The organism is Rhodanobacter sp. K2T2, assembly GCF_013408815.1.
GTDB lineage: Bacteria > Pseudomonadota > Gammaproteobacteria > Xanthomonadales > Rhodanobacteraceae > Rhodanobacter.
Genome location: NZ_JACCCA010000002.1, coordinates 105074 through 130988, shown reverse-complemented (window position 1 = coordinate 130988; position 25915 = coordinate 105074). Strand labels below are relative to the sequence as shown.

Sequence of the window (25915 nt, the reverse complement as noted above, 5' to 3'; positions counted from 1 at the left end):
TCCAAATCACGGCGGCAAGCAAACCTCGCCAGGAGAGATCGCATGATATCGATGAGCGAATTCAAATCATCCGGTGCGCCGGCTAGTACCGAGGTCGACTACGACATGCTAATCGTGGGCGCCGGGCTATCGGGCATCGCTGCGGCCTTCCATTTGCAGGATCGGCTGCCGTCGACGCGCTTCGCCATTCTGGAAAGCCGCACGACACTGGGCGGCACGTGGGATCTGTTTCGCTACCCCGGCGTGCGCTCCGACTCGGACATGTATACGCTGGGCTTCAGCTTCCGCCCGTGGCAGGGCGACAAGGCGATTGCCGAGGGTCAGAACATCCTCGACTACGTGAAGGACACCGCGCACGAGTTCGGTATCGACAAGAAGATCCAGTTTGAGCACAAGATGCTCGGCGCCGACTGGAACTCGGCGACCGCGAGCTGGAGCGTGCTGGTGGAGCGCACGGTCGACGGCTGTCGCGAGCAGCTGCGTTACAGCTGCAGCTTTCTCTACATGTGCAGCGGCTATTACGACTACGAAACCGGGCATGAGCCGAAGTGGCCGGGGATGGATCAATTCGGCGGGCAGATCGTCCATCCGCAGCACTGGCCGGCCGATCTCGCTTATGCGAACAAGCGCGTGGTGGTGATCGGCAGCGGCGCCACCGCGGTTACGCTGGTGCCGACCATGGCTGCAACGGCCGAGCACGTCACCATGCTGCAGCGCTCGCCTACGTATATTTTCGCGCTGCCGTCGCGCGACGCGATCGCCGACAAGCTGCGCAGCTGGTTTCCCTCGAAGATCGCGCACCGGCTGATCCGCACCAAGAATGTGCTGCTCAGCATGTATCTGTACAACTACGCACGGCGCAAGCCCGACGCGGCCAAGAAGGCCATTTTGAAAATGGCGGCCAAGCAGCTTGGCCCGGATTTCGATGTGGGCAAGCATCTGACGCCGCGCTACAAGCCGTGGGACCAGCGCCTGTGCGTGATCCCCAATGGCGATCTGTTCAAGGCGATTCGCGCGGGCAAGGCATCCATCGTGACCGACGAAATCGAATCCTTCAACAGCACCGGGCTGCGCCTGCGCAGCGGTGAGCAGCTCGATGCCGACATCATCGTGACCGCAACAGGCCTGAAATTGAAATTGCTCGGCGGCGCGACCATCACGGTCGATGGTAAAACGATCAATCTCGGTGACACGGTGTCTTACAAGGGCATGATGACCAGCGGCGTGCCGAATCTTGCATCGACGTTCGGTTATACCAACGCGTCGTGGACGCTTAAAGCCGAGCTGGTGGCGAAGTACGTGTGCCGTTTGATCGAGCACATGAAGGTCGGCGGCTACGACACTTGCGTGCCGGTGCTCGACAGCGCCGACGCCGGCACGCAGCCGGCGGTCGACCTTACCTCAGGCTATATCCAGCGGGCCGCCGCGCAGCTGCCGAAGCAGGGCGTGCACAAGCCCTGGATCTACCACCAGAACTATGCGCGTGACCTCGCCGCTTTTCGCTACGGCAAACTCGAAGATGGTGCGATGCAGTTCGAGCGACGCCGGGTGTCGAAGAGTTCCGCCAACCGTGAGCCCCGCCAGCCAGCCAAAGCGAGTGCCAGCCTGTGACCGTTATTCTTTCCATCGTCATTTTGCTCGTTGTGGTGATCGCGGCACTGGTCGCGTTCTCCGCGTATATCGCCGCCAAGGTCGAGAAGGCGCTGCCGCCGTGCGGCCGTTTTATCGATATCGGCGGCGATCGCATTCACTACGTCGAGCAAGGCAGCGGTTCGCCGATCGTGCTGGTGCACGGACTGAGCGGCCAGCTGCTCAACTTTGCCTATCTCGATCTGCAGAAGCTGGCGCGATCGCATCGGGTGATTTTGATTGACCGTCCGGGTGCGGGTTATTCCACGCGCGGGGAGGGCTCGTCAGCCACCATCGTCAATCAGGCCGCGACCGTTGCCGCTTTCATCGAGGCGTTGAAGCTCGACAAGCCGCTGCTGGTCGGTCATTCGCTGGGTGGCGCGATTGCGCTGGCGGTAGGGCTGAATCATCCGCAGTCCATTTCACGATTGGCTCTTGTCGCACCGTTGACGCACACGCAGAGCGAACCACCGGAATCCTTTCGCGGCCTGATGATTCCCTCGCCGCTGATGCGCCGTGCGATCGCCCACACGCTCGCCACGCCGCTGTCCATTCGCAAAGGCCCCGAAGTGTTGGCCTTTGTCTTTGGGCCGGAGCCGGTGCCGAAGGATTTTCGAACCAAGGGCGGTGGCCTGCTCGGGCTTCGCCCGAACAGTTTTTACGCGGCTTCGTCCGACATGCTGGCCACAGCCGAGGATCTGCCGACCATGGAAAGCCGGTACGGCACGCTACGAATGCCGATCGACGTGCTCTACGGCCGACAGGATCAGGTCCTCGATTATCGGCAGCACGGTGAGGCGCTGACGCAGAAAATTCCGCACGCCACGCTGAAACTGGTGGACGGCGGTGGCCATATGCTGCCGGTGACCGTGCCGGCCTTGACGACGGAATGGCTGCTGGCCATTGCCGGCGGTTGAACGATTTCGCTTCATCCGTTCCTGGATGAAGCGAAGTGTTTACATCCCGCAGTGGGCGCCGGCGTGTTCAGCTCCATGCATCAAGGATGGCGAGGCCTCCGCTTAGCGCCGCTGTCATCAGTAATCGTAAGTCGCGCTCAGCCGCACGTAACGAGGCTGCTGCCGCACCACGGCGGAGCCGTAGAGTGGATCGGGCGTACCGGGCGAGATTTGAAAGAACGGGTAGGCGTTGAGGATGGTCTGGCTATTGAAGAGATTGAAGACATTCACCGAGAACGCCAGCTTGCCCTCGCCGAAACTCGGTCGGTAGGTTGCACCCACGTCCACCTGCTTGTTCCACGGCAGACGATACGTGCCAGGCGGCGACGGCTGGCCGCCGCACCAGTGGTAGTAGCTGCCGTAGCCATCCGGATCGGTCTGGTTGGGGCCGTAGTAGCCCAGGCAGTTGCGTGGGTTGCCCGATTCAATCTGGATGTTGCCTGAGATCTGCCACTCGGGCGTGAGCTGGTAGTAGCCGAAGATCTTGATCTGATGCGTGTGATCGTTGCTCTGCGCGCCGTTGCTGTACGACATCAGCGCCGGGAAATCCCAGTCGATGCTGGTGGATGCAGCGGTCTGTTGAATATCGGAGCGCAGCTGGCCTTCGGTATCGCCGTAGCTGCGTGAAAACACGTAGTCGATCTTGCCGTACCACGTGCCGTCGAACGGATGCTCCAGAAAGGTTTCCAGGCCGTAGTACTGGCGCTTCAATGGCGGAAAGCCGGCGTCGGCATTGGTGAGGGTCACACTGCGGTAGGTGCCGCCGGTATCGGCCACGGTAAACGTATTGGCGCGGCCGGGATTGATCAGATAGCAGCTGTTGGTCGCATTGACGTCGTAACCCAATGTGGCGGCCTTGTTCTCGATCGCCGTGACGTCGCAATAGTCGTCGATGGCGTTGCGCAGAATGCGCTGCGTCAGTTTGGCGCCATACACCCATTGGTCGCTGATCGTCTTGGTGAAGCCCAGGATGAATTCGTCCTGATACTCCGACTTCAGGTTCTGCGCCGTCACCGTTTTTGGGTCGGGCAGCACGCCGTAGGTGTTGTTGGACGACACGGCGTTGGAGAAGGGCGTGAGGCCTGTAGGCGTGCCATCGGCGGCGATACCGCTATAAGTGAAGTATTGCTGGGTAGAAACGTAAGCGCCTGCGGCGTTCAGGGAGGGGTTGAGCGGTAGGCCGAGGTAGTAGCGTCCTGCGTTGCCGTAGAGTTTGAAGCTGGCGTCGCCGTTCACGTCCCAGCTGAAGCCCAGGCGCGGCGCCCACTGTGGTGTGGTCTGGCGGATGTACGACTGTGCGTCCGCGTTGTAGTCGGTGAACTGGTCGTTGCGCAGGCCCAGCGAGAGCAGCCAGCGATCGCTGACCTGCCATTTGTCCTCGACATACTGCGCGCGTTGGGCCGAGCGCACGCTGGCGATTGAGCTGTTGATGTACTGGATCGCGTAATAGCCGGAGGCGCCGTTCGGATAATTCGCGGGCGCGCCCACGCCCAGATTGGGGATCAGCGGCACTGTCGGCGTGGTGGTGTAGGCGTAACCCCAATAGTAGCCCGGTCCCGAGGTCTGGCTGCCCTGGTCGATGGCGCGCGAGTTCTGATTGTCGATGCCGAACGAAATGGCGTGCTGGCCGAGCTGGTAGGTCAGGTCGAGGCGCAGATTGTTGCTGACATCATGGCGGTTGGCGTTGTACAGCGACTGCGTGATCTGACTGTTGCTGATCGGCGTGCCGTTGTTGAAAGCGGGGTTCTGATACTGAACGTTGCTCAGATAGGTCAGGCTGCCGTCGTAACCGCCCGGCGCATCGTAGTTGACGGTTTTCATCTTGCCGTAGGTGGTGGTCAGCGTGAGGCTGTCGGTGATGTAGCTGGTGAACTTGGCCGTATAGACGTCGCCGCCGGTCTTGATGCTGTCGGCATAGTTGATGAAGCTGCCGGGCTTCAGCGCGTTGTAGTCGTAGTTGTACACGCTGCCGTTGGTCTGATTCTTGTTCGAGGCACCCGTGACTTCAAGGATATTGCTGTCGGTGATGTTCCAGTCCAGCTTGCCGTACCATTTGGGCTGCTGATACTGGTAGCGCACGTAGGGTTGCGCATAGGACACATTGTTGACCGTGTCGCCATTCTGAGTCGACGTTTCGGCCGCAAGGAAAAGAAACAGTTTGTCCTTGATCAGCGGGCCACCGACATAGGCATCGTAGGTCTTGGTCCACTGACGATTCTTGCTGTTGGGGTCGTACAGATTGCCGGCGACCGGCGAGGCGGGAAGCCCGTTGGTGTAGTAGGTATTGGTGCCGTCGGCATGCGCAAACTCGGGCTCCCACAGCACCTGCCCGCCGAAATGCCACTGGTCGGTGCCGCTCTTGCCGACCATGTTGATCACGCCGCCGTCGGAGCGGCCATATCGCGCGCTGTAGCCACCGGTATAGATTTCCTGCTGCTCAATGGCACCGTATGGCAGCGTGATTCCACCGAAGCCGCGCTGCGGATCGGTCGTGTTGAAACCGTTGACGTAATACGCGTTCTCGCTGGCGGCGGAACCGCCAAAGCTCACCAGCGATTGTCCCGTCGGCCCCACGTAGCCGCCGCTATTGTTCACCACGCCAGGTGCCAGCTGCGCGATGGCTTCGGCCGAGCGGCCCAGTGGCAGCTGCGCGAGTTGGGCGGAGGTGATTACCGTGCGTGAATCGACGCTGGTGACATCGATCGGCGGCAGGCGATTGGCGCTGACTGTCACCGCATTGAGATTCTTGACCGCCGCTGGCTGAAACGATACCTCCGTGCCGCCGCCGACGCGCAAGCTAATGTCGCTGCGCGTATCGATCGTCTTGCCGTCGCGCAGTAGCACGACGGTGTACGTACCCAGAGGCAGTTCGCCTGCGCTATAGCGGCCGTGGTTGTCTACATTCACCACGCGCGAAATGCCGGTGCTGCTTTTTACCTGGACAGTTTCATTGGCGCCGACCGGTGCCTGGCCGAAAATGCTGCCCGTGGTCGATTGCGCGAACACCGGTGCTGCGGCGACGAAAATCGCAAAGCCTAGTGCTGCTGCCAGGGCGTTTGGCCTGGGCGTTATTCTATTGTTCAATGTGGGACTCTCGAAAGCCTGGAAAGGTGTGCTGAGCTCGGAGCGTTTTGCTCAAACATGGATGTCGAGTCGATGGCGAACGACGACTTGCGCGGCACGGATGCCGACTGATCAAACAAGAAAGCCGCAGTCTTTCGCCCCTATGGCGATCGTCGATACGATGCTGGCTGCGTGATAAATACTACACAAGATTTGGACATTTAGACGTCCAAATGCAATGAGTATTCATCATACGCACATAACAAAACGTTCTTTATGGCGAGCCGGTCGTCTCACGGCGAGGGCGCTGGCTGTCGCAGCCTTGACTTGCAAAGGTCTATTGGCTGGCGCCTCGCACGACGTCGCGCGTGGCGATGGCGGAACTCAGCTGACGGAAAGTCCGTGCAGTTCAGCGCCGGAGGGCGTGACTTTGAGCACAGAGCCGTGCTCGTACCAGTCGCCGAGCACGATGCGCTCGGCGCGATGATCGTCCAATTGCAGCGCGTGCACCGCAGGTCGATGGGTGTGACCGTGAATCAGTCGAGTCACCCCGGCATGGCGTAGCGCCTGCTGCACGGCGTCGGCGTTGACGTCCATGATGCTTTCCTGGGTTGTGCCGGTATGCGCGCGGCTATCCTCACGCGCCTTGGTCGCAAAAGCGCGACGCGCCTCCAGCGGCATGGCCAAAATCTGCGCCTTCCACTGCGGCGTGCGCACTTGCTGGCGTACGGTCTGGTACGCCACATCATCGGTGCACAGCAGGTCGCCGTGCATCAGCAGCGTGGGGCGACCGTAGAGGTCGTGCACGGCGCCGTCTTCCAGCAGCGTGAGGCCGGCGCGCTGTGCAAAGGTTTCACCGAGCAGAAAGTCGCGATTGCCAGGCATAAAGTACACCGGCACCCCAGCATCTCGTACGGAACGTATCGCCGTGGCGATGCGTTCGGGCAGCTCGGCATCGTCGTCATCACCCACCCATGCCTCGACCAGATCGCCGAGGATATACAGCGCATCGGCGCGGCGCACTTCGTCGCTGGCCAGATAGTGTTCGAACAGCTCGGTGATCTGCGGACGCGATGGATCCAGGTGCAGGTCGGCAATAAACAGCGTGACCATCGGGCAGCCTTAATGCTTTGTGGCTTTCTTGGCCGGCGCCGCGGCAGCGTCGTCGACGGTGGACTCTTCGCCCACGACGCGGGCGCTGTTGATCACCACCAGCGGATTGGGTACATCGGCGGCGAATGGACCCAGCCCGCGCGTGGGCAGCGCCGCGATCTTGTCGACCACGTCCATGCCCTTGATGACCTTGCCGAAGACCGTATAGCCCCAGGTCAGGCTGCTCTGGTTGCCGGTGAAATCCAGCCGACGGTTGTCGACCAGGTTGAAAAAGAACTGCGACGTGCCCGAGTTCGGATCGGCGCCGCGTGCCACGACCAGCGTGCCGCGCAGATTGGACAGGCCGTTGTCCGCTTCGCTGGCTACTGCCGAGCGCGTGCGCTTGGGCTGCAGATCGCGCGTGTAGAGGCCGCCCTGGACGAGATAGCCGGGAATCGCCCGATGGAATACCGTGCCGTCGTAGAATCCGTCGCGCACATATTGCAGAAAATTGGCCACGCTCTTGGGGGCCTTGTCTGGATACAGTGCGACGGTGATGTCGCCCTGTGAGGTATGCAGAACCACGTCCGGCGCCGCTGCGACAGCGGCGGGCGCAGGCTGGGCGGCTTGTGCGGGCAGCGCCAGTGGCGCGAGAAGCATCAGGGTGGCGAGCAGAGATTTGAGCATGAGTGTCGGGCGTTTTTTGGCGTGCCAACATGATACGCGCACGCAGCCGGCATGGTTCATGAAAGCCGCTTGCTCAGCTGCTTGACAGATCCAGCTTCAGTCCTAGCTCAGCCATCGGCGACTGCTCCTGCTGCAGGTCGGATTCGCTGAGTGGATGTTGCTCGAACCAGGCCAGTGGCAGGGTGACGCGCAGTTTCTGGCTGGTAGCGGCCACGCGCATCGGCGGCAGCGACTCGGCCCGCCGCGCGCGGCGAAAAAGTACGGCCAGGCGCAGCAGCGCCGTGGTGTAGCGGGCCAGCGCGCGGTAGCGCACCGGTAGCGTGATGATCAGCGCCTTGTCCGGCTTGCGCCGATGCATTTCGACCACCGCAGCGAGCAGCTGCTGCTCCTGCCGCGAAAAGCCCGCCAGGTCGGCGTGGCGCAGGATGTAGGCGCCATGATGATGATGCTGGCTGTGTGCGATGGCGAGGCCGATCTCGTGCACGCGCGCGGCCCACGACAGCCATTCGCGCGCGTCGGCGTCGAGTTTCCAGGCCTTGGCCACCTGATCGAACAGCATCAGCGCGGTGGACTCGACTCGTCGGGCCTGCGCGCGATCCACGCCGTAGCGGGTCGCCAGCGCATCGATACTGGCCGTGCGTGGGTCACTGCCGCCGGCGCGGCCGATCAGATCCCACATCAGCCCTTCGCGCATCGAGCTTTCGCACACGCGCAGGCGTTCGATGCCCAGTGCCGCAAACGCGGCCTCGAAGATCACCACGCCGCCGGCGAAGACGGCGGCACGGTCCTCGACCAAGCCAGGCAGTTTCAGCAGGCCGATCTGGCCCTGTTCCAGAATGGCTTCGCGCAGCGACGCCAGCGACGCCGGTGTGATGCCGTCATCGGAAAATTTCATCGCCTGCACGACCGCGCCGATGGATTTTGCCGTGCCGGACGAACCGTAGGCGTCCTGCCAGCCGGCTTCGCGATAGTCCTCGTCGAACTGCTGCAGCAGTACCCCTATCTCGCTGCGCGCGCGCTGCCAGCGCTTACGCGTGAGCTTGCCGCCGGGGAAAAAGCGCAGCGTCGAGGCGATGCAGCCAGCCTGTACGCTTTCCGTATGCAGCGGCGCCAGGCCGCGGCCGATGATGAACTCGGTGCTGCCGCCGCCGACGTCGATGATCAGCCGCGGTTCGCGCGAGGCGGGCAGATCGTGCGCGGCGCCGAGAAAAATCAGCCGGCCTTCCTCGCGGCCGGAAACCACCTCGATCGGGTGACCAAGCGCCGCTTCGGCGGCGGTGAGAAATGTCTGCGGCGATGCAAGCCGGCGCACGGTGTTGGTGGCCACCGCGCGCACGCGCAGCGAGGGCAGGCCGGCGATGCGCTGGCCAAAGCGCGCCAGGCAGTTCATCGCACGGGCGCGGCGTTCGGCGTCCAGCGTGCCGTCGGCGCGCAGGCCTGCGGCCATCCGTACGCTTTCACGCAGCCGATCGATCACGCGAGGTTCGCCGTGTTCCATACGGGCCACCACCATGTGGAAGCTGTTGGAACCCATGTCCACGGCGGCAATCAGTTCGCCGTCGCGGATCGGTGTGGCATCGGCTGGGCTCACGTCAAGCCTCCCTGATCGAATGAAGGCGGATTCTCGCATGCCTGCGTGAGTCTGATGTCATCCATGGCCGCTGAGATGTTTCTACGCGTGGAAAAGCTCAAGGGCAGTATCGATCGAGCAGGCTCTGCTGCGCGCTGTAGGGCGGATCGTTGCCGGGCTCGGCGCGCGCATAGCGGCCGTCGCTGTCGAGCAGCCATGCCTGCGTGTTGTCGGCCAGACTACCGGCCAGGGTTTCTTCGAACACACGGGCCGACAGTTCGGCGTCGAGAATGGGAAACGCGATCTCGATACGGCGCATCAGATTGCGCGCCATCCAGTCGGCGCTGGCGCAGTAGAGCTCAGGCTCGTCGTTATTGGCGAACCAGTACACGCGGCTGTGCTCGAGAAAGCGGCCGATGATCGAGCGCACGCGAATGCGCTCGGAGATGCCGGGCAGGCCCGGTCGCAGCGTGCAGGCGCCGCGTACGATCAGGTCGATCTCTACGCCGGCCTGCGAGGCGCGGTACAGCGCCTCGATGACGTGCGACTCGTTCATCGCATTGAGCTTGGCCACGATGCGCGCCGGACGACCGGCTTTCGCGTGCGCGGTTTCGCGCTCGATCTTGGCGACCAGGCCGGTATACAGCGTAAATGGCGAATGCAGCAGGCAGTTGAGCTTGATCATCGGGCCGAGACCAGACAGCTGCTGGAAGATCTTGTGCAGGTCTTCGCCGATGGCCGGGTTGGACGTCATCAGGCCAATGTCGGTGTAGGTGCGGCTGTTGATCTGGTGATAGTTGCCGGTCGACAGGTGCGCGTAGCGGCGTAGCCCGTCGCCCTCGCGCCGCACGATCAGCATCATCTTGGCGTGGGTCTTGTAGCCGACCACGCCATACACCACTTGCACGCCCGCCTCCTGCAGGCGCACGGCGAGCTGGATGTTCGCCGCTTCGTCGAAGCGCGCGCGCAGCTCGATCACTACGGTCACGTCCTTGCCGTTGCGCGCCGCGTCCACCAGCAGGCCGACCAAAGGTGTGTCCTCACCCGCGCGGTAAAGCGTCTGTTTGATCGCCAGTACCTGCGGATCGACGCTGGCCTGGCGTAACAGATCGACCACGGCGGCAAAGTTCTGATACGGGTGATGCAGCAGCACGTCGCGCTGGCTGATCAGGTCGAACTTGTTCTTCGCCCCGTCGAGCGCCGCCGGCAGCTGTGGATTGAAGCGTGGAAACTTCAGTTCGGGCCGATCGAGCAGATCGTAGATCAGCTGCGCGCGAATGATGTTGACCGGGCCGTCGCAGCGGTAGACGTCGGTGTCTTCCAGCTCGAAGTTGCGCGTCAGCATCGCGGTGATCGCCTTCGGGCAATCGTTGGCGATTTCCAGCCGCACCGGACGCGCGTAGCCGCGGCCGATCAGCTCCTCGCTCAGCGCGTGAGCCAGGTTTTCCACTTCGGCCTCCTCGACGATCAACTCGCTGTTGCGCGTGACGCGGAACTGGTACGAGCCAACCACCTTGAAGCCGGGAAACATCAGGTCGGTGAACGCCTGGAGCAGTTCGGCAAGAAACACGAAGTGATCGCCCTCGCCGCTGACTTCGTCGGGTACGCGGATGATGCGCGGCAGCGAGCGCGGCGCGCGTACCAGGGCCATATGGCCTTCGTGGCCGAAGGCGTCGCGGCCCTTCAGCACCACCGCGATATTCAGCGTCTTGTTGAGAATGCGCGGAAACGGGTGCGAGGGATCAAGCCCCAGCGGCGACAGCACCGGCAGCACCTCGTGTTCGAAATAGCCCTGCAACCAGCGGCGCTGTTTTGGCGTCCACTGCGTGCGCGTCAGTACGCGCACGTTGTGCGCGTCGAGCTGTGGAATGAGGTGTTCCTGCCAGGTCGTGAACTGCTCGGTGACCAGTTCAAGCGCGCGCTTGCGAATTCTCGAGAGCAATTCGCCCGACGTGATGCCATCCGGTCCCGGCGCCGACGTGCCGTAGGCGTGGTGATGCTTGAGCATTGCCACGCGCACTTCGAAAAATTCGTCGAGGTTGTTGGCTACGATACTCAGATAACGCAACCGTTCGAGTATCGGCACCGACATGTCGCGCGCCATTGCCAGGACGCGGAAATTGAATTCCAGCGTCGCCAGTTCGCTGCTGAGATATAGGTGGGGTGCACTCAAATCGATCGGCGATGGCTCGATCGGTGGTGAGGGGGCAGGTGAGCGACGTGGCATATCGTCATTCTGGCCCATGCTGCTGGCCAAATACACACGGTGCGATCAGGGAGTTCAGCTCTCGTCATTGCCGCCCGCGGTAAGCAGGCGTGCGTTGCCGAAATGGCAAGCAAAGGTTGAGCCCACGCCCGGCGTGCTTTCGATCTGCAGCTGCGCCTGATGCAGGTTCAGCACGTGCTTGACGATCGACAGGCCCAGGCCCGTGCCGCCGCTGTCGCGCGAACGACTGGAGGAGATCCGGTAGAAGCGCTCGGTCAGTCGTGCGATATGCGAGGCCGGAATGCCGAAGCCGGTATCCGTGACCGAATACGCTGCGCCCAGCGGCGTGCGCCGCCAGCGGATGGTAATGCTGCCGCCGATCGGCGTATAGCGCACGGCGTTGCTGACCAGATTCGACAGCGCGCTGTGCAGGTCCTTCGGCGAGCCGAGCAGGTCGGCTTCCGCAGTGGACTCCAGCGCGATCTGATGCCGCCCCTGACTGAGCGCCTCGGCTTCCTTTCGCACGGTCGCCAGCAGGGAGGCCATCGGCACGCGTTCGTCGGCGATCTGGTGCTGGGTTTCCAGTCGCGACAGCGTCAGCAGATCTTCCACGATCTGACCCATGCGCTTGGACTGTGCACGCATCTCGCCGAGCACCGACGCCAGCTCGGGCACGTCTTCCGGATCGATCAGTTCGAGATAGCCGTGGATGACCGTCAGCGGCGTGCGCAGCTCGTGCGAGACGTTGGCGACGAAGTCGCGACGAATTTGCTCCAGCCGGTTCAGATGGCTGATATCTCGCGCCAGCAGCAGGTGCTGGCGGCGGCCGAACGGCAGCATGCTGACGTTGAGCCGGCTTTCCGGATGGCCCGGGGCGATGACGTCGTTAATAGGTTCCAGCGCACCGTCCTGCAACCACCCGGAAAGGTCGGACGAGGCAAGCCGCTGGTGAAGCAGTACGCCGCGGTCGCGCGGGCGACGCAGGCCCAGCAGGTTCTCGGCGGCGTGGTTGAACCAGCGCACCTGCTGTTGCTGATCGAGCAGCACCACCGCATCGGGAAGTTGGCTGGCGGCGTTGCGCAAATCACGCAGGCTGGAGGCAATACGTCGGGAACGTGTCATGAAACGGTCATGCTGTAGAGGGCTGACGCCAGCGGATATAGGCATGATGGGCTGCGTTTGATGACGAATTCGAGTCAGCAGCAAGACGACTTCGAAAAGCGCGACAACCGCCACGCCGGTAGCGATATGGCCGCCGGCCAACCAGCCCAGCAGTGCGCCAACGGCTAATGCCGCCGTCAGAGCAATTGACAATTTTGCGAGCGATGAAGCGGCAGGTTGTGCCATGAGGCGTTTGGCTGGACGGCCTTGCAGGCCGGGCGGCCAGCATCGGCAAAAGCTTGCGTCGCCGCAACCCCGGCGAGCCGAGCCATGGCTATCGGGCAGGGCATGCGTGACTCAGCCATGCACGACTTCAGGCGTTGACGGAGAACCGGTAGCCGGTGCCACGCACGGTTTGCACCATTTCGTCCAGCTTCCACGGCTCCAGCGTCTTGCGCAGGCGGCGGATGTGCACGTCGACCGTGCGCTCCTCCACGTAAACACTGCCGCCCCATACGTGATCGAGCAGTTGTGTACGCGAGTACACGCGCTCCGGGTGGGTCATAAAAAAGTACAGCAGGCGATATTCGGTCGGGCCGATCGGCACCGCGTCTTCGCCTGCAAACACGCGATGCGCGGGGCCGTCGATGCGCAGGCCGCCGAGTTCGACCATGCCCGAACCGTCGTCGCCCTGGCTGCGACGCAGCACGGCCTTGATGCGGGCAATCAGCTCGCGCGTCGAGAAGGGTTTGACCACGTAGTCGTCGACGCCGGCTTCCAAACCATTGACCCGGTCCATCTCCTCCCCACGGGCGGTGAGCATGATGATGGGGATCTCGCGGCTCAGTTCTTCCTTGCGCATGCGCCGCGCCAGCTCCAGGCCGCTGGTGCCGGGGAGCATCCAGTCGAGCAGGATCAGGTCGGGCACCTGTTCGGCAATAGCCAGCTGGGCCGCCCGCGCATCGGCCGCCTGCATCGCGTCCATGCCGGCCTTGCGCAGGGCAAAGGCGATCATCTCGCGGATCGAGACTTCATCTTCAACGATCAAAATGCGCTTGTGCACGCGGTGGTCTGCCGGTGGCTTATGACGGGAGTATTGCAACCCATCAATGTTACGTGTCGATGACATGGGTCACTTCGTTCTAGCCCAATCGTGCCGGATTGTCACGAAGCCTGGTCGCCCGCGGCAGGCCGGTGGCTGGCAGGGACGGCGTCGGTCAGCGGGCGCCGAAGCACAATCGGTCGCTGCACAACTGATTCTGGCGCGGCTGCTGCCGGCCGTCGGGGTTGTCGTCGGTGCTGATGCGGCGCTTGTGCAGCTCCATCACCAGCGGGGTCAGCTGGCTGATGCGCGACTGGATGCGTACCCTGGCGTAGTAGTCCAGATCGCTGCGCTCGAGCATCCGCTTCAGTTGCTCCATCGCATCGAACGGCCGGCCGGCGTAATAGCTGGCGTCGGCGAAGGCTTCCCCGGCACGCACGCTGTCGCCGGCCTTTTCGCTGGCACGGGCGTAGGCGCTGTAGATTTCGGGCTCGTCGGCATTGTCCAGCAGCGGGCGCAGCAGGTTCGCCGCCTGCGTGGCCTGCGCCTTGTCGCCGCGGGCCACGAGCGCATCGGCGTAGGCCAGCGCTACCGCCCGATTGCGCGGCGACTGCGTGGTCAGCTCCTCGTACATGGCCAGCGCCGCGCCGCGCTGGCCGGCCTGCAGGCGGGCATCGGCCATGGCGAGCTTCAGGATCAGGTCGCCGCCGTGCGACTGCAGCAGCGGCTGCAACTGCTCGATCGCCTGTGCGCCGCGACCGCTGCGGGTGAGCGCCAGCGCATAGCCGTAGCGCGTCGCCGGCGTGTCGAAGCCGTACTGATCTTTCAGATTGGACGCGTAGTAGAGCGCCACTTTGGACGCGTCGTCGGCCAGCACCCGCGTGCGCTCACGCATCAGCGAGTAGGTGTCCAGCTGATCGGGTGTTTTCGTGCCGGCCGTCAGCACCGAGGGGTCGCGGACGAACGGCACCGGTGCGGTGATTTTCTCCCACTGGCTCTGGTCCATGCTGGACACGGTGGGGCGAAGTTTCTGCGCAGCTATTAGCGAGCCGGCGCGAGATTTCGCGTCGCTGATGCGCTCGGTGGTCACCGGGTGCGACTGCAGCAGCGACGGCGTCTGGATGCCGCCGGCGTCGGCGCTGGTGACGTCTTCCAGATGCTCGAAGAAGGTCGCCATGGCATTCGGATCGAAGCCGGCACGGCCTAGGGTCTGAATACCCACCCGATCGGCCTCGATCTCGTCGTGGCGGGTGAAGTTGATCGACTTCTGCGCGATCAGACTCTGCCCGCCGGCCAGAACCGCGACCGGCGCGTCACCGGCGTGGCCGCCGGCGCCGGCGAGAATGGCGCCGAGCAGCACCAGCGCCATCAGCGGTGCATCCTTTTTGGAATCCTCGAACGCCCGCTCCAGATGGTTTTGCGTGATGTGGCCAATTTCATGGGCGATCACGCCGGCCAGCTCGCTTTCGTTGCGGGTGATCGTGATCAGGCCGGAGTTCACCGCGATATAGCCGCCGGGCGCCGCGAACGCGTTGATCTCGGGATCTTTCACCACGAAAAACGCGAAGTGATCTTTCGGCTTGTCGCTGCTGGCGACCAGTCGAAAGCCCAGGTCGTTGATGTAGTCGTCCAGCAGCGGATCGTCGACGACCAGATCCAGCGCGCGCATTTGATGCAGCATGGCAGCGCCGTAATCCTGCGCATCCTGCGGCGAGATCAGCGCATTGGCCGAGCTGCCCAGATCGGGCAGGCGCACGTCCTGCTGGGCACTGGCGGCACAGGTCAGGCCGGCCGCCAGCACGGCGGTCAGCAGACGTCGCGCCAGCAGGCGTTGAACCAGTCGTCGTGGTGCCATGGTCATAGGTAAGCGACAATACCACCGAGACCGCGCGGGATTGCAGCGGTTCCCGCCGACGAAGGCTTGAGCCGCGGCGCGTCTGCCCCCAAATAATTGCCATCGTTCCTACCGTTCCGGAGTGTCGTCATGTCCAAGATCGAGGTCTATTCCACCGCCGTTTGCCCGTACTGCGTGTCGGCCAAGAATCTGCTCAAGGCCAAGGGGCTGGAGTGGACGGAAGTGCGCATCGATACGGACCCGGTGCAGCGCGATGCCATGCTGACCCGCAGCGGCGGCCGGCGCACCGTGCCGCAGATTTTCATCAACGATCAGCACGTCGGCGGCTTCGATGATCTGGTCGCCGCCGATCGCAGCGGCAAGCTGACCCAGCTGCTGGAGCTGTCCGCATGAGCGACAGCCTCGCCGAGTTCAGCGAATTCCGCCAGCGCATGAACGACCGCATCCTTGCTGAGGACAATCAGGTCGTTCGTAGGTTTTTTGCGCTCGATACGCAGACCTACAAGGCCGGCGCGCTGGACGTCAAAACCAAGGAGATGCTGGGCCTGGTGGCGTCGATGGTGCTGCGTTGCGATGACTGCATCAGTTACCACATCGCCCAGTGCAAGGAAGCCGGCGTGCAGCGCAACGAGTTCTTCGAGGTATTCAGCGTGGCTCTCGTCGTCGGCGGCTCCATCGTGATTCCGCATCTGCGCCGCGGCGTGGATCTGCTCGACCAGCTCGAAGCCGGCGCGGCCAGCGATGCTGCCGGTTGTGCGGATCACGCGGCCAATTAATCGTTCGAGGGCCGCGCTTCGCGCGGCCTCTTTCGGCAGGCGCGGTAAGGCGTATTTATCGGGAAAGCAGTGCGTCGTCTGGCTTTCACCGGGTGGTCGTTCCGCGCCCATGCGCCTTTTTGCAACGCTGCGTGCGAGTATTTTCAGCACCGAAGCGAACCCCTGCACTGGCCGCATCGCGCCACATCGGCGATAATCGACAGGTTATCAGCGCCGCCTTTGTTTCTTCCTCCTCCTGCGCGCGCTGCTCGATTCCCCGTTTCAAGGAGTTTCCCCATGAGCAAGACGATTGCTGTGATCGCCGGTGATGGCATTGGCCCGGAGATCATGACAGCTACGCTGCGCGTGCTCGATGCGCTCGATTGTAATCTGACGTATGACTTTGTCGATGCCGGCATGGTTGCGCTGGAAAAGCACGGCGACCTGCTGCCGGCCTCGACCCTGGAAGTCATCGGTAAGCACAAGGTGGCGCTGAAAGGCCCGCTGACCACGCCGATCGGCGGTGGCTTCACCTCCGTCAACGTGACCCTGCGCCGGCATTTCGACCTGTACGCCAATGTGCGTCCGGCGATCAGTTTTCCCGGTACCAAGTCGCGCTACGAGAATATCGACATCATTACGGTGCGCGAAAACACCGAGGGCGCGTATCTCGCCGAAGGCCAGACGCTCTCCGAAGATGGCGAGATCGCTCAGTCGATCATCCGCAATACGCGCAAGGGCAGCACCCGCATCGTGCGTTACGCGTTCGAGATGGCGGTGAAGAAAGGCCGCAAGAAGATCACCGCCGTGCACAAGGCGAACATCCTCAAGACCAGCACCGGCCTGTTTCTCAACGTGGCGCGCGAAATCGCCAAGGAATATCCGCAGATCGAGTTCAACGAGATGATCGTGGACAACACCTGCATGCAGCTGGTGATGAATCCGCATCAGTTCGACGTGATCGTGACCACGAATCTGTTCGGCGACATCCTCTCCGACCTGTGCGCGGGTCTGGTCGGTGGCCTGGGTCTGGCGCCGGGCGACAACATCGGCACCAACGCGGCGATCTTCGAAGCCGTGCACGGTTCGGCGCCGGATATCGCCGGTCGCGGTATCGCCAACCCCTGCGCGCTGCTGCTGGCCGCCGCCGACATGCTGGATTATCTGGACATGGTCGCCAAGGGCAATCAGCTGCGTGCGGCGATTCGTGCCGCGGTGGAAAACGACCGCGATCAGATCACGCCGGATCTGGGTGGCAAGGGCAGCACCGACAGCTTTGCGGACGCCATCGTCAAGCGCCTCAAGGCCTGAGTTGACGTCTGCGGTTTAGCCGTCCAAAAAGAAAAAGCCGCGGAGCCATCCGCGGCTTTTTTCTTGGTGAATATGCAGTCGCCTCAGAACTTCACTCAGCGGAAGATTGGCCAGGGCGCAAGAAAGATCAGCCAGATCATCATAACGATGCCAAGGTATTTGAGGCCCTTGTAGACTTTCTTGTGGCGGCTCTTTAAGCGCGCCTTGAACGAGTTCGACGAATCGCCTTTGCGCTTGCTCAGCGCGAACAGGCGGTTGATGAAGCCGGTCTTCTCGGTGTCCGTATCGGAGTTAGGCGATGCGGTGATGCTGCCCATGAAAGCGCCTACGCGATGGTTGATCGCGTTCATCCAGCGCGTGCGCAAGGGGCGTTCGACGTCGGCGAAGAGGATCACCCGAGTCTGGTCGGTGCCGTTTTCGGCCCAGTGCACGTAGGTTTCGTCGAATACCACGTCCTTGCCGTCGCCCCACGCGTGCTCGTGGCCATCGACGAAAATGCGGCAGGCCGGCGAGTTGGGCGTGATCAGCCCCAGGTGGTAGCGCAGGGAACCGGCGAAGGGGTCGCGATGGGGGTTGAGCTTGGCGCCCGGTGGCAACAGCGCGAACATGGCCGCCTTGACGCTGGGGATCGACTTCAGCAGCGCCACTGTATTGGGGCAGAGCGTTTCGGCCGAGGCCAGCGGCTCGCCGTACCACTTCAGATAAAAGCGCTTCCAGCCCTGCTTGAAAAAGCTGTTGAAGCTGGCGTCGTCATTTTTCGCGGCCGCGCGGATATAGCCTTCGTCGAACAGATGCATGGCTTCGTCGCGTATCACACGCCAGTTGGCCTGCAGCAAGTCGAGCTGGGGGAAACCGCGGCGATCGAGAATCGGCCGCGCCGGCACTGCCGAGAAGGCGTACATCAAGAGGTTGTAAGGGGCGAAAACCGCCGAATGATCCACCAACTGCCGATCGAACCGCAGCCGCACGCGCCCGCGCAGGTGCACCAGCAGCACACATAGCGCAAAAAAAGCGAAGAGCGCCAGCAAGACAAGTCGGGGGGTAAAGATCATGTAGGCAGTTAGAACCGTCAGAGCCGATAAACATCATTGTACTCGCTTGCCCCCAGCAACCATGACTGCCTCTTCAGCCTTGAGCGGATCCAGATGGGCGCGCTAAAAATTACGGCAGAGATTTCATCTTTTTCTTAAGGTAGCTACCTCCGATCCAAAATAGCCTTATCCCGGAGATAACCAAGGCAAGACCGAAAACCAGGCACAGAAAATCGGTTAGTAGAGGTAAATACATGGCCACATTGAAAGTCCATTTTAAATTGTTAGATCAATAACTTACGGTAAAGCTGCGCGATCCTTGGAAGTGCGCGCAGTGCTCATTTTATTAGTTACGAGGAACTAAGGAGCGGAATCACGGACTAGCCGTAGTCCGCTTTCCCCCGTTCTCCGCCTTTAAAGCGCCTCCGCCGCAAAGTCCGCCAGCCGCGAGCGTTCGCCGCGCCGCAGGGTGATATGCGCCGAATGCTCCCACTGCTTGAAACGGTCCACCGCGTAAGTGAGGCCGGAGGTGGTTTCGGTGAGGTAGGGCGTGTCGATCTGCTCGACGTTGCCCAGGCAGACGATCTTGGTACCGGGGCCGGCACGGGTGATCAGGGTTTTCATCTGCTTGGGTGTGAGGTTCTGCGCCTCGTCAATAATCAGATAGCGCGACAGGAAGGTGCGTCCGCGCATGAAATTGAGCGAGCGGATCTTGATGCGCGAAGCGAGCAGGTCGTTGGTGGCCTGGCGCCCCCAGCTGCCGCCGTCTTCGGGGTTGGCGAGTACTTCGAGATTGTCGGTGAGCGCACCCATCCACGGCGTCATCTTTTCTTCTTCGGTGCCCGGCAGGAAGCCGATGTCCTCGCCGACGGAAACCGTTGCGCGGGTCATGATGATCTCGCGATAACGCTGCTGGTCCATCACCTGCGCCAGACCCGCGGCCAGCGCCAGCAGGGTCTTGCCGGTACCGGCGTTGCCGAGCAGGGTGACGAAATCGATGTCCGGGTCCATCAGCGCGTTGAGGGCGAAGTTCTGCTCGCGGTTGCGTGCGCCGATGCCCCACACGTGATGGTTGGCATGCGAGTGATCGTCCAGCAGCACGAGCGTGGCATTCACATCGTCCAAATGCAGTACGCGAAGCTCGACCTCGTTTTCGCCCGGTAAAAACAGGCACTGGTTGGGGTGCCATTCTTCGTCATCGTGGCGATCGACCTTGTAGAAGGTGCGGCCGCGCTCGGTCCAGGATTTGACTTCGGGGTGCAGGTTCCAGAAGTTTTCCGGCAGTTCCGCGGCACCGGTATACAGCAGCGAAAAATCGTCCAGCGCGCGATCGTTTTCGTAATCTTCGGCGACCACCCCCTCGATGCTGGCTTTGATGCGAAGGTTGATGTCCTTGGTGACGAGGATGACGTCGCGATCGGCGTGCTGATCGCGCAGCTCCATTACCGAGGCGAGAATCTGGTTGTCGGCCTTGCCGCGATTGGCGCTGAGGCGCTGCTCGAAATAAAGCCTGCCCACCGCGTTGTCGCGCTTGAGATTGATGCCTTGCGGGTTGGAAAGCTCCAGGCCCTCGTTGAGGTTGTGGCCCTTGCCGCGCTCGATCAGTTCGTTGAGAAACCGGCTGACCTGTCGGCCGTTGCGGGAAACCTCCGAGGCGCCTTTCTTTTTTTCGTCCAGTTCCTCCAGCACGGTCATCGGGATAAAGACGTCGTGCTCCGCGAAGCGGAACAGCGAGGTCGGGTCATGCAGCAGGACGTTGGTGTCGAGAGCGTAGATTCGCGTGCTTCCGGTCATGCGGAAGAGTCCTCGCTGGTGGGTGGTTGGCGCAGTAACGGCGGCTGGTTTGCCGCCGTCGGATAGTCGCGGCGACCGGCGCGGCGACGCCGCGCTGCCGTGACTTTGAAAACGTGAGCTCGGGCGAAGTTCACTTGGACGCAATGGCGTCGAGCACGGCGTGCGCGTGTCCGGTTACTTTGACGCCGCGCCACTCCTTGCTGAGCTTGCCATCGGGATCGATCAGGAACGTGCTGCGCACGATGCCCATGTGGCGCTTGCCGTACAGCACTTTTTCGTGGATGACGTCGAAGGCCCGGCACCAGGCTTCGTCGGTGTCGGAAATCAGCGGAAACGGCAATTCCTGTTTTGCGCTGAAGTTGGCGTGCGATTTCAGCGAGTCGCGCGATACGCCGATGACCTCGGCATGGCGTTTGCGAAATGCGGGGTACAAGTCGCGAAAATCCTTCGCTTCAGTGGTGCAGCCGGGGGTGCTGTCCTTGGGATAGAAATACACGACCACCCACTGGCCTTTGAGGCTGGCCAGCTGCAGCTCGCTGCCGTCGCTGACCTGGCCTTTCAGTGGGGGAAGTTTCTTGCCGAGCTCGGGCATGGTTACTCCGGCACGGTGAGACGTCACCGTGATCGATGTTTTTGAGGAAAACGGAATCGGAACAGAGGATGGAGGGCTTGCGAACAGCGAAGGGTTGCGGGCTAACGGCAGCGGCCTGGAGTGACGGTGTCGCCGATGCAGCGACTGGTGCGCCGTTGGCTGACCGCGTGAATCGATGAGCTGGCTGCAATGCAACGTCCCTCTGAAGTCCCGGGGCTAGACTAGCGCGTGCGTGACTGCAGATAACAGTCCTTGTCAGCCGGCCGTTATCGCGCGATGCTCAACGGCCGGGTGAGTTTCAGAATTTCACCGGATCCATGATCGCGTCGAGGTTCAGCCCGTCGCACAGTTCGAGGAAATCGTCGCGCAGCGCGGCAATGTGGATTTCCGACGGCACGCCAATGGTGAACTGGGCCTGGAACATCTCGGCGCCGGTTTGCATGGCCTGATAGCGCGTGGAGTTCAGCTGTTCGACGCTGATGCCATGCTGGGTAAAAAATTCCACGATACGCACCACGATGCCGGGCCGGTCGGCAGCCACCACTTCCACCAGATACGGCAGCAGATGCGAGCTGTTTTCGCGCGGTCCGGTACGGTACTGCACCAGCCGCAGGCTTTCGTCGCGGGCCAGCTTGGTCAGCGCGGTTTCGAGTTTGGCCAGTGCATCCCACGCGCCGCTGGCCAGCAGCATCAGCGATACCTCGGTGCCAACGCTGGAAACTCGCGACTCGGTAAGGTTGCAGCCGGCGTCGGCGATGCGCTTGGCCAGCGCCAGCAGCGGGGATTTGGTCGAGGGGGTAAGCGCGTGGATCAGCAGCTGGTTGTCGTTGCTGGCATGGGCGGAAGCGGAAGAGGGTTTCAAAAAAAATCCACCTGGTGACGGTATGGGCAGCAAGCCGCGCGGTGCGGAATCGGGAGATTACTCTATCGGGTTTACTTGCCGGCCTTGTGAAGCCGCCAGTAACATGTGCGTTCTGCCCAGGAGCGGAATCGATTCTTGAACATTCGCGGAAGTATTTGCGCGCTGGTTACCCCTTTCACGGCAGACGGCGCGCTCGACCTGCAGGCTTTCGGCCGGCTGATCGACTTTCAGCTGGCTGGCGGCACGCAGGCGCTGGTGGTGGCCGGGTCGACCGGCGAAGCGCATATGCTGGAGCACGACGAATTCGATCGGCTGCTGGCGTACGCGGTGGAGCGCGTCGCCGGACGGGTGCCGGTGATTGCCGGCACCGGCGAGGCGGGTACGGCCAAAACCATCGCGTTGACCCGTCGTGCCAAGGCCTCGGGCGTCGATGCCGCGCTGGTCGTGGTGCCGTATTACGTCCGCCCGACCCAGGAGGGTATGCGTCGGCATTTTCTCGACGTGGCCGATCACGGCGAGCTGCCGGTGCTGATGTACAACGTGCCAAGCCGCACGGGTAGCGACCTGCTGCCGCAGACGGTGGCGAGTCTGCGTGATCATCCGGCCATCATCGGCATTAAGGAGGCGCGCGGCGATCGCGAGCGTATTGACGCCCTCGCGGAACTTGTGAGCCCGGATTTCGTCTATCTCTCCGGCGACGACGCATCGGCCGGTGCCGCCATGCTGGCGGGTGCGGGCGGTACAATATCGGTGGTGGTCAATCTTGTGCCCCAGGCTTTCAGGGCACTTTGCGATGCGGCGCTTGCCGGCGACACGGCGCAAACGGCGCGCTGCGATGCCGCGCTGAGTCCGCTGGTGCAGGCACTGGACTGTGCGCCGAACCCGATTGCGGTAAAGGCCGGATTGCCGGTTTTGGGGCTGGGCTTGGCTGTGCCAAGGTTGCCTCTGGTTGAATTGAACGACGGTCCGGATCGCGCCCGATTGCACCAAGCGCTGTCCAGTCTGGCATCCTTGGCGACTGCCGCTGCTTGACGGCTGTCTGAACTTTCTCACGGAATCCGATTACATGAAGAAAACACCACTCCTCGTGGCCCTGCCGCTTCTGGCCCTCAGTGGTCTGCTGCTCTCCGGCTGCGGCATGTTCCGCTCGCACAAGGCGTGGGACACCGCCCAGCAGGAGTCGCCGTTGGAGATTCCGCCGCAGCTCGATCGCCCCACGACCACGGCGGCACTGGTGATTCCGCCGCCGGGTGGCAACCAGCCCACGTCCAACGGGGCGACGGCCAGCGTCAACGGTGGTTCGGCCGGTGCGATCACCGATGGCTTCGTCATGACCGGTAACGTCGACGACGCCTACAAGCAGGTCGGTGCCCAGCTGGCTGACGGCAGCCTTGGCCAGGTGACGGCGCACGACGATGCCGCCCGCACCTATACGGTTAGCGTGCCCAACGCCGTGATTCAGCAGAAAAAGAAGGGCTTCTTCGGCATGTTCAAGAAGAGCGCGCCGGTGCCCACGGATGCGGCCGGTTCGACCACGCATCCGGTGCAGATCATGATCGACAGCAGCGGTACGGAAGCCAGTGAAGTGCGGGCTCAGGGCGATGCGCCTGCGGTGATCAAAGTGGTCGATGCGCTGAGGACGAAACTGGGCAAGAAGAAAGACAAATAAACCGGCGCTTGCCCTGCATCGTGATGGTGCGGGGGAGCGACAAAAAAGCCGCCCTCTAGAGGGCGGCTTTTTTCGTTTTGCAATGCGGGGAGAACGTCAGCGCTGAAGCAGGTCGAGCTTGCCGGGTTTGTTTTCCCAGTCCTTCGCGTCAGCAGGAGCATCCTTGCGCTCGGTGATCACCGGCCAGCCCTTGGCGAGCTCCGCGTTGAGGGCGACGAACGACTCCTGACCGGCCGGCACGTCGTCTTCCGGATAGATCGCATTGATCGGGCATTCCGGCTCGCACAATGTGCAGTCGATGCACTCGTCCGGGTCGATCACAAGAAAATTGGGGCCTTCGTGGAAAGCGTCGACCGGGCAGACTTCGACGCAGTCGGTGTATTTGCACTTGATGCAGTTGTCGATGACAACAAACGTCATGAGATAGCCCGTTAAAAATGCGGTGTTTTATGAAGAGTGCGGCCATGGATGGCCGCTTCTGGACTAGCCAAGGCAGAGAGCCGCGCGTCACCCGAACCCTCTCCAGACAACAGCAATCATGGAAGATTGCAAAAACCATGGTGCTCCCTACGAGACTCGAACTCGTGTTCCCGCCTTGAGAGGGCAGTGTCCTAGGCCACTAGACGAAGGGAGCGTTATGCTGTGAGGCGCGCTAGTATAACGGAATTGTTTCGCCCGGCAATGCTGGATATACAACAGTTTATGGCGTACTCCGGCGTAACCCACCGCATCGATTCGCACGTTACCTGAGACGAAAGTGTATCCAGTCATTGAACTCACGGCCAATCGTCCTGCAAGGATTTTTACCGCTTGAACCTAGAACCAAGGACCGACACCGACATCACGCCGACGTTGCGGATCATTCCGCGCGACCAGCACATCATCTCCCGCAAGAACATCAGCAAGGCCGCCCTGCGCGTGCTTTACCGTTTGAACGAGGCGGGCTACACCGCGTATCTGGTCGGTGGTGCCGTCCGTGACCTTCTGCTGGGCCTGCACCCGAAGGACTTCGATGTCGCCACCAGCGCCACGCCGGACGAGGTCAAGCGGCTTTTCCGCAACTGCCGTCTGATTGGTCGACGTTTTCGTCTGGCGCACGTGGTATTCGGGCCGGAGATCATCGAGGTGGCGACGTTTCGTGGCCTCGGGGAAGAGGGTGCCGAGGGCGATCGCCACATCGTCGATGGGCGCATCGTGCGCGACAACATCTGGGGCACGATCGAAGAGGACGCCATTCGCCGCGACTTCCGCGTCAACGCGATGTACTACGACATCAGCGATTTTTCGGTGCGCGACTATGTCGACGGCAGCAGGGATCTCGATGACCGCGTGCTGCGACTGATCGGCGACCCGGTCACGCGCTATCGCGAAGATCCGGTGCGCATGCTGCGCGCCGCGCGTCTGGCAGCCAAGCTCGACATGCGGATCGATGCTGCCGCGATGGCGCCGTTCGAGACGCTCGGGCCACTGCTGGCCGAGGCCGCACCGGCGCGACTGTTCGACGAATCGCTGAAGATGTTCCTCGGCGGCCAGGGGCTGAAAAGCTTCCGCATGCTCGAAAAATGCGGCCTGCTGAAGTTTCTGTTTCCGGCCACCGCCCGCGCGCTGAAGCGTGGCGATCAGGCGCTGCGTTCGCTGGTCGAGCAGGGTCTGGCCAATACCGATACGCGCATCGCCGAAGGCAAATCGGTCACGCCGGCCTTCCTGTTTGCGGTGCTGTTGTGGGGCGAAGTACGGGATCTTGCGCACCAGTGGATAAGTCAGGGCATGGATGGCAACGAAGCCTGGGCGCGCGCCGCGGCGCAGGTGGTGGCCGAGCAGTGCCAACGGGTGGCGATCCCGCGTCGTTTCACCTTTACGATGGAAGAGATCTGGTCGCTGCAGCCGCGCTTCGAGCAGATCCAGCGCAAGCGCGTGTTCCGTCTGATGACCCAGCCGCGCTTTCGCGCCGCGTTCGACTTTCTGCTGCTGCGCGCTGACGAGTCGCCGGCGATGCGCGAGCTGGGCCAGTGGTGGGCGCATGCGCAGCTGCTGCCGCAGGACGTGCTGGCGGCGGCGCTGCCTGCCGGCGGCGGCAATTATCCCAGCGACAACGTGGTGGCGACCTCGGCCAAGCCGCCACGGCCCCGGCGCCGCCGGCGCAAGCCGGGCGACAAATCGGGCCCGGCGTGACGCTGGCTTACGTCGCGCTGGGCAGCAATCTGGGTGACTCGCAGCGGCAGGTACTCGCTGCGATGGACGCACTCGACGCCTTGCCAGCCACGCGCGTGCTACGGCGTTCGCCGCTGTATCTGACGCCGCCCTGGGGTGTGATCGAGCAGCCGCCATTTATCAACGCCGTTGTCGCACTGGATACTGCATTGCTGCCGGAAGCGTTACTCGATGCGTTGCTGCAAATCGAGTGCGACGCTGGCCGCGTGCGGGCCGAGCGCAATGGTCCGCGCACGCTGGATCTGGATCTGCTTCATATGGATGGCGTGACTCGCCACGATGAGCAGTTGACCCTGCCGCACCCGCGCATGGCCGAGCGCGCCTTTGTGCTGCTGCCGCTGTCCGCTATCGCGCCGACACTGGATATACCGGGTCAGGGAACGGTGCACGCCCTGCTGGGAAACCTCGATACCTCCGGCTGCGAGCGCCTGCCTTGAGCGTTTCGACCTTGAGCCGCCAGTGCGGGCCGCCGATAATCGGCGCCCGTTG

At 62.5% G+C, this 25915-nt stretch carries 23 protein-coding genes and 1 tRNA gene; 9 read left to right on the top strand and 15 right to left on the bottom strand.

Features of this window, described 5'->3' with window-relative positions:
* Positions 1-51: 51 nt before the first annotated feature.
* Together HDE78_RS03950 and HDE78_RS03945 are read left to right on the top strand one after the other, a co-directional pair.
* Positions 52-1611: an NAD(P)/FAD-dependent oxidoreductase gene (locus HDE78_RS03950; RefSeq protein WP_218862018.1), complete on the top strand. Its 1560-nt coding sequence runs from the start codon at positions 52-54 to the stop codon at positions 1609-1611.
* On the top strand, positions 1608-2546 hold the full coding sequence (locus tag HDE78_RS03945; protein WP_179477230.1) for an alpha/beta hydrolase: 939 nt from the start codon (positions 1608-1610) through the stop codon (positions 2544-2546). The genes HDE78_RS03950 and HDE78_RS03945 overlap by 4 nt, the downstream gene beginning before the upstream one ends.
* 117 nt (positions 2547-2663) lie before the next feature.
* Here the strand turns inward: HDE78_RS03945 and HDE78_RS03940 are convergent, their stop codons facing one another.
* From HDE78_RS03940 to HDE78_RS03905, 8 genes are all read right to left on the bottom strand, one after another.
* Positions 2664-5591: a TonB-dependent receptor gene (locus tag HDE78_RS03940; RefSeq protein WP_345776026.1), complete on the bottom strand. Its 2928-nt coding sequence runs from the start codon at positions 5589-5591 to the stop codon at positions 2664-2666.
* 441 nt (positions 5592-6032) lie between these two features.
* The gene (gene lpxH, locus HDE78_RS03935; RefSeq protein ID WP_179477229.1) at positions 6033-6761 is read right to left on the bottom strand and encodes a UDP-2,3-diacylglucosamine diphosphatase; all 729 of its coding nucleotides are present in this window, start codon (positions 6759-6761) and stop codon (positions 6033-6035) included.
* Positions 6762-6770: 9 nt separating this feature from the next.
* A complete protein-coding gene (locus HDE78_RS03930) occupies positions 6771-7427 on the bottom strand; it encodes a peptidylprolyl isomerase (RefSeq protein WP_179477228.1) in 657 nt (218 codons plus the stop codon).
* Positions 7428-7500: 73 nt separating this feature from the next.
* Positions 7501-9018: a Ppx/GppA phosphatase family protein gene (locus tag HDE78_RS03925; protein ID WP_179477227.1), complete on the bottom strand. Its 1518-nt coding sequence runs from the start codon at positions 9016-9018 to the stop codon at positions 7501-7503.
* Between the two features lie 97 nt (positions 9019-9115).
* On the bottom strand, positions 9116-11224 hold the full coding sequence (ppk1, locus tag HDE78_RS03920) for a polyphosphate kinase 1 (RefSeq protein ID WP_179477226.1): 2109 nt from the start codon (positions 11222-11224) through the stop codon (positions 9116-9118).
* Between the two features lie 54 nt (positions 11225-11278).
* Entirely contained in the window at positions 11279-12370 is a 1092-nt protein-coding gene (gene phoR, locus HDE78_RS03915; protein WP_255457616.1) for a phosphate regulon sensor histidine kinase PhoR, read from the bottom strand.
* Positions 12371-12677: 307 nt separating this feature from the next.
* Positions 12678-13367: a phosphate regulon transcriptional regulator PhoB gene (gene phoB, locus HDE78_RS03910; protein WP_179477224.1), complete on the bottom strand. Its 690-nt coding sequence runs from the start codon at positions 13365-13367 to the stop codon at positions 12678-12680.
* 154 nt (positions 13368-13521) lie between these two features.
* On the bottom strand, positions 13522-15201 hold the full coding sequence (locus HDE78_RS03905) for a M48 family metalloprotease (RefSeq protein WP_345776025.1): 1680 nt from the start codon (positions 15199-15201) through the stop codon (positions 13522-13524).
* A gap of 129 nt (positions 15202-15330) precedes the next feature.
* On the opposite strand from HDE78_RS03905, the gene grxC reads away from it, so the two are divergent.
* Both grxC and HDE78_RS03895 read left to right on the top strand, forming a co-directional pair.
* The gene (gene grxC, locus HDE78_RS03900; RefSeq protein ID WP_179477222.1) at positions 15331-15594 is read left to right on the top strand and encodes a glutaredoxin 3; all 264 of its coding nucleotides are present in this window, start codon (positions 15331-15333) and stop codon (positions 15592-15594) included.
* A complete protein-coding gene (locus HDE78_RS03895) occupies positions 15591-15977 on the top strand; it encodes a carboxymuconolactone decarboxylase family protein (protein ID WP_179477221.1) in 387 nt (128 codons plus the stop codon). Before grxC ends, HDE78_RS03895 begins: the two co-directional genes overlap by 4 nt.
* Positions 15978-16062: 85 nt before the next feature.
* Here the strand turns inward: HDE78_RS03895 and HDE78_RS03890 are convergent, their stop codons facing one another.
* Complete coding sequence (locus tag HDE78_RS03890; protein ID WP_179477220.1) at positions 16063-16242, bottom strand: hypothetical protein; 180 nt, start codon at positions 16240-16242, stop codon at positions 16063-16065.
* An 11-nt stretch (positions 16243-16253) separates the two neighbouring features.
* On the opposite strand from HDE78_RS03890, the gene HDE78_RS03885 reads away from it, so the two are divergent.
* The gene (locus HDE78_RS03885; protein ID WP_179477219.1) at positions 16254-17267 is read left to right on the top strand and encodes an isocitrate dehydrogenase; all 1014 of its coding nucleotides are present in this window, start codon (positions 16254-16256) and stop codon (positions 17265-17267) included.
* 95 nt (positions 17268-17362) lie between these two features.
* Here HDE78_RS03885 and HDE78_RS03880 read toward each other — a convergent pair whose 3' ends face one another.
* From HDE78_RS03880 to HDE78_RS03865, 4 genes are all read right to left on the bottom strand, one after another.
* Entirely contained in the window at positions 17363-18319 is a 957-nt protein-coding gene (locus HDE78_RS03880; RefSeq protein ID WP_179477218.1) for an aspartyl/asparaginyl beta-hydroxylase domain-containing protein, read from the bottom strand.
* Positions 18320-18712: 393 nt separating this feature from the next.
* Positions 18713-20092, bottom strand: a complete 1380-nt coding sequence (locus HDE78_RS03875; protein WP_179477217.1) for a PhoH family protein — start codon at positions 20090-20092, stop codon at positions 18713-18715.
* Between the two features lie 130 nt (positions 20093-20222).
* A complete protein-coding gene (locus HDE78_RS03870) occupies positions 20223-20684 on the bottom strand; it encodes a peroxiredoxin (RefSeq protein ID WP_179477216.1) in 462 nt (153 codons plus the stop codon).
* Between the two features lie 298 nt (positions 20685-20982).
* Entirely contained in the window at positions 20983-21546 is a 564-nt protein-coding gene (locus tag HDE78_RS03865) for a glycine cleavage system protein R (RefSeq protein WP_179477215.1), read from the bottom strand.
* 135 nt (positions 21547-21681) lie between these two features.
* Between HDE78_RS03865 and dapA the strand changes: the two genes are divergently transcribed.
* The gene (gene dapA, locus HDE78_RS03860; RefSeq protein WP_179477214.1) at positions 21682-22578 is read left to right on the top strand and encodes a 4-hydroxy-tetrahydrodipicolinate synthase; all 897 of its coding nucleotides are present in this window, start codon (positions 21682-21684) and stop codon (positions 22576-22578) included.
* Positions 22579-22612: 34 nt separating this feature from the next.
* Positions 22613-23215: a hypothetical protein gene (locus tag HDE78_RS03855; protein WP_179477213.1), complete on the top strand. Its 603-nt coding sequence runs from the start codon at positions 22613-22615 to the stop codon at positions 23213-23215.
* Between the two features lie 96 nt (positions 23216-23311).
* On the opposite strand, the gene fdxA is transcribed toward HDE78_RS03855, so the two are convergent.
* Positions 23312-23635 (bottom strand): ferredoxin FdxA, encoded by a 324-nt coding sequence (gene fdxA, locus HDE78_RS03850; protein WP_179477212.1) that lies wholly within the window; start codon positions 23633-23635, stop codon positions 23312-23314.
* Between the two features lie 138 nt (positions 23636-23773).
* Positions 23774-23849 (bottom strand) — tRNA-Glu (locus tag HDE78_RS03845).
* Positions 23850-24025: 176 nt separating this feature from the next.
* Here HDE78_RS03845 and pcnB point away from each other — a divergent pair.
* The gene (pcnB, locus tag HDE78_RS03840) at positions 24026-25387 is read left to right on the top strand and encodes a polynucleotide adenylyltransferase PcnB (RefSeq protein ID WP_179477211.1); all 1362 of its coding nucleotides are present in this window, start codon (positions 24026-24028) and stop codon (positions 25385-25387) included.
* Positions 25384-25863, top strand: coding sequence for a 2-amino-4-hydroxy-6-hydroxymethyldihydropteridine diphosphokinase (gene folK / locus HDE78_RS03835; protein ID WP_179477210.1), 480 nt, complete (start codon positions 25384-25386; stop codon positions 25861-25863). Before pcnB ends, folK begins: the two co-directional genes overlap by 4 nt.
* The last annotated feature ends 52 nt before the right edge of the window (positions 25864-25915 follow it).

Coding starts and splice junctions, on each gene's coding strand:
- HDE78_RS03950 (WP_218862018.1), top strand. CDS start 52: ATGAGCGAATTCAAATCATCCGGTGCGCCGGCTAGTACCGAGGTCGAC.
- HDE78_RS03905 (WP_345776025.1), bottom strand. CDS start 15,201: ATGGCACCACGACGACTGGTTCAACGCCTGCTGGCGCGACGTCTGCTG.
- HDE78_RS03885 (WP_179477219.1), top strand. CDS start 16,254: ATGAGCAAGACGATTGCTGTGATCGCCGGTGATGGCATTGGCCCGGAG.
- HDE78_RS03875 (WP_179477217.1), bottom strand. CDS start 20,092: ATGACCGGAAGCACGCGAATCTACGCTCTCGACACCAACGTCCTGCTG.
- phoR (WP_255457616.1), bottom strand. CDS start 12,370: ATGCCTATATCCGCTGGCGTCAGCCCTCTACAGCATGACCGTTTCATG.
- HDE78_RS03895 (WP_179477221.1), top strand. CDS start 15,591: ATGAGCGACAGCCTCGCCGAGTTCAGCGAATTCCGCCAGCGCATGAAC.
- HDE78_RS03870 (WP_179477216.1), bottom strand. CDS start 20,684: ATGCCCGAGCTCGGCAAGAAACTTCCCCCACTGAAAGGCCAGGTCAGC.
- HDE78_RS03855 (WP_179477213.1), top strand. CDS start 22,613: ATGAAGAAAACACCACTCCTCGTGGCCCTGCCGCTTCTGGCCCTCAGT.
- fdxA (WP_179477212.1), bottom strand. CDS start 23,635: ATGACGTTTGTTGTCATCGACAACTGCATCAAGTGCAAATACACCGAC.
- ppk1 (WP_179477226.1), bottom strand. CDS start 11,224: ATGCCACGTCGCTCACCTGCCCCCTCACCACCGATCGAGCCATCGCCG.
- HDE78_RS03880 (WP_179477218.1), bottom strand. CDS start 18,319: ATGATCTTTACCCCCCGACTTGTCTTGCTGGCGCTCTTCGCTTTTTTT.
- HDE78_RS03930 (WP_179477228.1), bottom strand. CDS start 7,427: ATGCTCAAATCTCTGCTCGCCACCCTGATGCTTCTCGCGCCACTGGCG.
- lpxH (WP_179477229.1), bottom strand. CDS start 6,761: ATGGTCACGCTGTTTATTGCCGACCTGCACCTGGATCCATCGCGTCCG.
- grxC (WP_179477222.1), top strand. CDS start 15,331: ATGTCCAAGATCGAGGTCTATTCCACCGCCGTTTGCCCGTACTGCGTG.